The sequence below is a fragment of the Bradyrhizobium sp. UFLA05-153 genome, assembly GCF_054185185.1.
On record NZ_JBBIAM010000254.1, the window covers coordinates 1 to 4,590 of the forward strand.

The 4,590-nt window shown below is 60.8% G+C and carries 4 protein-coding genes and 2 pseudogenes; 1 reads left to right on the forward strand and 5 read right to left on the reverse strand.

The window, feature by feature from the left end; genetic code table 11:
• A partial coding sequence (gene ltrA, locus Q2941_RS50800) for a group II intron reverse transcriptase/maturase (RefSeq protein ID WP_458197418.1) occupies positions 1–1,251 on the reverse strand: 1,251 nt, incomplete at its 3' end.
• Positions 1,252–1,762: 511 nt separating this feature from the next.
• Here ltrA and Q2941_RS50805 point away from each other — a divergent pair.
• Positions 1,763–2,014 (forward strand): annotated as a pseudogene (locus Q2941_RS50805) (transposase domain-containing protein); the annotation flags it as partial.
• Between the two features lie 106 nt (positions 2,015–2,120).
• Here Q2941_RS50805 and Q2941_RS50810 read toward each other — a convergent pair.
• From Q2941_RS50810 to Q2941_RS50825, 4 genes and pseudogenes are all read right to left on the reverse strand, one after another.
• Positions 2,121–2,975, reverse strand: coding sequence for a lytic transglycosylase domain-containing protein (locus Q2941_RS50810; RefSeq protein ID WP_458197415.1), 855 nt, complete (start codon positions 2,973–2,975; stop codon positions 2,121–2,123).
• Positions 2,976–2,977: 2 nt separating this feature from the next.
• Positions 2,978–3,487, reverse strand: coding sequence for a S26 family signal peptidase (locus Q2941_RS50815; protein WP_458197416.1), 510 nt, complete (start codon positions 3,485–3,487; stop codon positions 2,978–2,980).
• On the reverse strand, positions 3,484–3,948 hold the full coding sequence (locus Q2941_RS50820; RefSeq protein ID WP_458197417.1) for a DUF2840 domain-containing protein: 465 nt from the start codon (positions 3,946–3,948) through the stop codon (positions 3,484–3,486). The genes Q2941_RS50815 and Q2941_RS50820 overlap by 4 nt, the downstream gene beginning before the upstream one ends.
• 376 nt (positions 3,949–4,324) lie before the next feature.
• Positions 4,325–4,590 (reverse strand): annotated as a pseudogene (locus tag Q2941_RS50825) (hypothetical protein); the annotation flags it as partial.

The following is a 4,590-nucleotide window of genomic DNA, read 5'->3' on the forward strand; positions in this document are numbered from 1 at the left end:
CGGATACTCTTTGAAGCCCCTGCCACGTTTTCCTGCTCGTTGTATCAACCAGTGCCGCAGACGCCGATCGACGTATTTCCTGATGAAGTCATAGGTCTTCATGACAGGACCTTGGTCGAAGTAGCCGCACCAGCCCCGAAGAAGGCGACTGATGACGACGACTGTGTTCTCCGGTGTGTCCGGGTACCACTGTGGCGTCGTGCGTTCGTGGATTCGTCGGAGCAATCTCATGACCGCTTTCTTGGACGGACGCGTGCCGATGAAGGCTTGTCCGTCCTTTCCGTAGAACCGCCCGATCGTGTAGCCCAGGAACGTAAATCGTTCCGTCGGCAACAGAGCGATGCGGGTCTTGGTCTCGTTCACCTCCAGCCCGAGCCTGTTCATCAGTACCGTCATTCGCTTCCTCGCCGCCTCGGCTTGACCGGGGCGGCAGCAGATCACGAGATCGTCGGCATAGTTGACGACGTAGGCGTCGAGTTGTTCTTGGTGTCCGTGGTCGCGCCAGGCCAGCAGAAAGCGTCGAAAGTAGATGTTCGCCAGCAAGGGACTCAGGGGAGAGCCTTGCGGGGTCCCTTTCTTAAACTTGCGCGCATCTGCCGTCCGTATCGTCCGTCTTCCGCTCCGTTCGACCACCGGAGCTGTCAACCAGCCTTTTATGGTCGAGAGGAGTCGTCCGTCGGCGATCCGTCGTGTTAGGCATCGCATCAGCGGGCCGTGTGGAATCGACGTAAAATAGTCGCGTAGATCTGCATCGACTACCTCGCGGCGTCCCCGGTCCTTGATGTGCCAAAACACGCGGCGCACGGCCATCTTGGCGTCCAGCTTCGGGCGAAATCCATACTGGTTGTCCAGCAGGTCCGCGTCGAAGATGGGACCGATCACTAAGACCGTGGCCATCATGACGACTCTGTCACGAATACACGGAATTCCGAGTGGTCGGCGTCCGCCATTGCTCTTTGGTATCCATACTCTCAGAAGGGGCTTGGGATGGTAGGTGCCGTCCTTCAGCTCCTGTCTGATACTTTCCAGCCATCGCTCTTGTCCCTCGGTTTCAATCTGTTCGAATGTTATGCCGTCCACCCCGGGGGAGCCGTCGTTTTCACGACACCTTTGGTAAGCTTCTTCCATGACATCCGATCGGCAGATTTTGTCCCACAGGGAGTAGAAGCGGTATGCCGGTTCGGTCTTAGCTTTCGCCTGTAGCGAGCTCTGCAGCTTCTGAACGCTTATATCCGGTGTTGCTAGACTCATCGTCAATCGCCGTGCTCTCCGCTTCGTTCTCGCTTGAGACAAGTCAGGGCCCCTTCCCTCGTCCGGCGTTACCCGGTGTCATAGGTAATACGGACCCATCCGCCATCTGCCGCCGCCGACGCTGGCCCTCACGGGTTCGTCGTTGTCCGGACTCATCATCCTTCGTCGGCAGCAGACTTCCCTTGTTGCCCACTGTCCATGTCCCGCGCGTGCTGCCACCACTACTCCGGTGGGATCCTGGGGTGCTTTTCTCGCTCGCTTCCCCCCGGACGCCGGCCTTCCCCGTTAGAATGGCGGGTCGGCTCCCACGATGACGCTTTCGGAGCCTGCTCAGTGTTCACTCGCAAGTTGCGGCCCGCGCGGACCGATGGCCCCCAAAAGGGGCCGTTTCTCAGAGTGCTTCAGGTCATTCGTCGCCTCCTGACCCGCTCCGAGTACTTCCGGCTGGAGCGAGAGTTTGCCGGCCTGGATTTTCACCAGGGAGAACAGTGCGCCTTGGCAAGGCACACACACCAACCCGGTCGAACGCGCGATCAGGCCTGTGGCGCTTGGCCGCAAGAACCACCTGTTCGCCGGCAGCGACGGCGGCGGGCGCCGCTGGGCTGTCGCCTGCTCGCTGATCGCGACCTGCAAACTCAACGACGTCGAGCCCTACATCTATCTGCGTGACGTGCTGCAGCGGATGGTCGACGGACATCCCGTCAACCGTCTCGACGAATTGCTGCCGTGGGCGTGGGTCCGCGAAGATCATGTCAATGCCTGATTAAGTGCAAGCTTCGGACGCTTACGGTCGGCTATCGCCCGCTTCCTCCCTCCGACTTCCGAACCAACGATAACATGCGAGAGCCTGCGACAGCGTGCGATTGCTGTCATCGCGATGATCCAGCGTTTGAGGACTGCACGAACAGGCCCGTCGCACGCGGTATCAACGCAGAAACCGCCGCCAAGCCACTGCCTACGAAAGAGCTTGTCGGCGGCGATACGGCGGCCACATCTTGCAGCCGAGAAGCAGAGCGTCCGCTTAACGAAGTCAGGGATCCGTCGCGCCCGATACCGATCTCGGATTCGATGGCTCGGACGTAGGTCAGCGCCTCCTTGGGCAGCCGACGGCCTGTCGCCAAGAACTGCTCGTATCGGCCAGGACCCACGTTGTAGGCTGCAAGGAATCCCTCCGATCCGAAGCGATCGAGCATCTTGCGTAGATACGCGGCCCCTGCCAGAATGTTGTCGCGGGGATCGAAAGGATCGAGTCCCAGCTCATAGCGGACGCTGAGTTCGATCCAGGTCGAAGGCATAATTTGCATCAAGCCAAGCGCACCCCGAGGCGATACCGCTTGCGCATTACCACCGCTTTCAACCTTCACTACGGTGCGGATCCAGTGTTCCGGGATCGCAAACCGACGGGACGCCTTGGACACAAATGGCGCATATTGGACGATCGGTAGGATCTTCAGCGAAGGCACAGCCGGCAGGCTTTCGCCTGTCGCCTGTGAGGTCGATTCGACTGTCAGCAACGCGGCGATAAGGCCGACGACAAACGTGAGCGAGGTGAGTCGTGTGGCTACAGTCGCGGCTGCCCAGCACATCGCACAGAAGTATCGGCCCCGCCGCCGCTCCGAAGCGCGGGTATACGCGCTCGGCTTCAAGGAATTGGCGGGGATGGAGGAACGGTGTCGCGAGCGGCCAAAGGGAAGAGGTGCAACTGGACGAAGCGAGATCGGCATGCTCACTCCTCCTCCGTCCAGACTGGAAGCGCGTGGCCAATCACCGCAGATGCTGGGATGGGACCGAAATACCGACCGTCGAGGGAGTCGACCGACTGCCAATTCATGACGAAGAGCTCGTCGGCGCCGATGACGCGGCATCCGTGCCAGGCTGGCAACGGCCGGCCACGACTGTCGCGCTCGCGCGCGTTTCCCAGCTCGATACCATCCACCGCGATCGTGAGCCCGCTTCTGCAGACGGTCTGTCCCGGCAATGCTAGGACTCGCTTGAGCATGGGCACGCCGCTTGGCAGATAGCCAATCAAGTCGAGAAAACTCGCAAGCGGCTCTGGCGGCTGAATCGCCACCAGTTCGGTGACGGTCAGCTGCTCGACCGGTTGCAAATGGTACAGACCGAGCGGGACGCTGTCTGAGACGTTCCAGATGTAGGATGGAGGAGTCTCATCGATCGTGAAGAGCACAAGGGCTACAGCTCCGAGAGTCATGGCGATTGTGCACATCCGGCCGGTCATGACCCTCCCCTCCGCCGATGCAGCCATGCCTGGTGACGAGCGCGCGTGTAGCCTCGCGGCGTTTCGTTGACCGACAGGCGGTTGTGCACGTGATGCCAATAGTCGGGGGCGGCCTCAGCGGGATCGATGCCGAGCGCCTCAACCGCGTCAATGAGTTGCAGGACGCGTTCGACCCTCGGCCAGCCGGATAATCGGAGCAGGCTCTCGCCGCCGGGACTGATCCAAGGGACGGTCGAGTAGCGCCGACCTTGCTCCGCCGCGCGCAAAATATCGACGCGTGATAGCACCGTGCCGAAGTCGTTGGAGGTCCAACGGACGAACGCAAACATGCTGCCGGGTGCGAACGAGAGGACGCGGCGATGACGGTCAATGATCTGTTCGCGTGCTGGATGGCCGAACCGAATCCGGTTCTCGATGCGCTTTTCGACCCACATGAGCTCGACGGTCGTGAGGTCGTTCATGTCGCAGCTCCGTTTCGCCGCGAAGGAAGGCGGTGTGCGTGGGCTATCGCAATGCATTCGATACATCGCCGAACCGTACTGACGTCGGCCAGGACGGGGACGCAACCCCATGTGTCCTGCCTCCAGGCAAGCTGCTCCAGCTCGCGAATTGGGGAGCCGGTGCACAAAGCCCGGCACCAGTTCGCAAGACCTTGTGCACCGACACGCGGGATGCCCGGGTCCGTTAGAAGGAATCCGAAGGATTCCAAGTTAGGAAAGTTAAGAGAGCGGGAAATCCTTGCGTAGCAAGGTGTTTGCCAGGATTTTGGTCCCTGATAGCACGAGGATCCCGTCCCCGATGGCACGAGAGTCTTGGTCCCCGATAGCACGAGTTGATTCACAGCTTATCCCCCGGCTTACGGGTGTCGTGCTCACGCGGTCGTCCCGCGAAAGGATCGACGAGAGCGGGCGCAAAGTTCAGTCGTTCGGTGCCGCGTGGATCGCAGCTGATGACGAGTTGGTAACCTGGCAGCGTTTGACGACGAGCGATTTGGCGCAGATCGTACGCAAAGTGCTTGAGCGGTGACCCTGTTGCCACGTGCACCGTCATCGAGACGTTGCGCCGGCAGCGCCACACCGGCAAGCAGATCGCGGCCGAGGTCA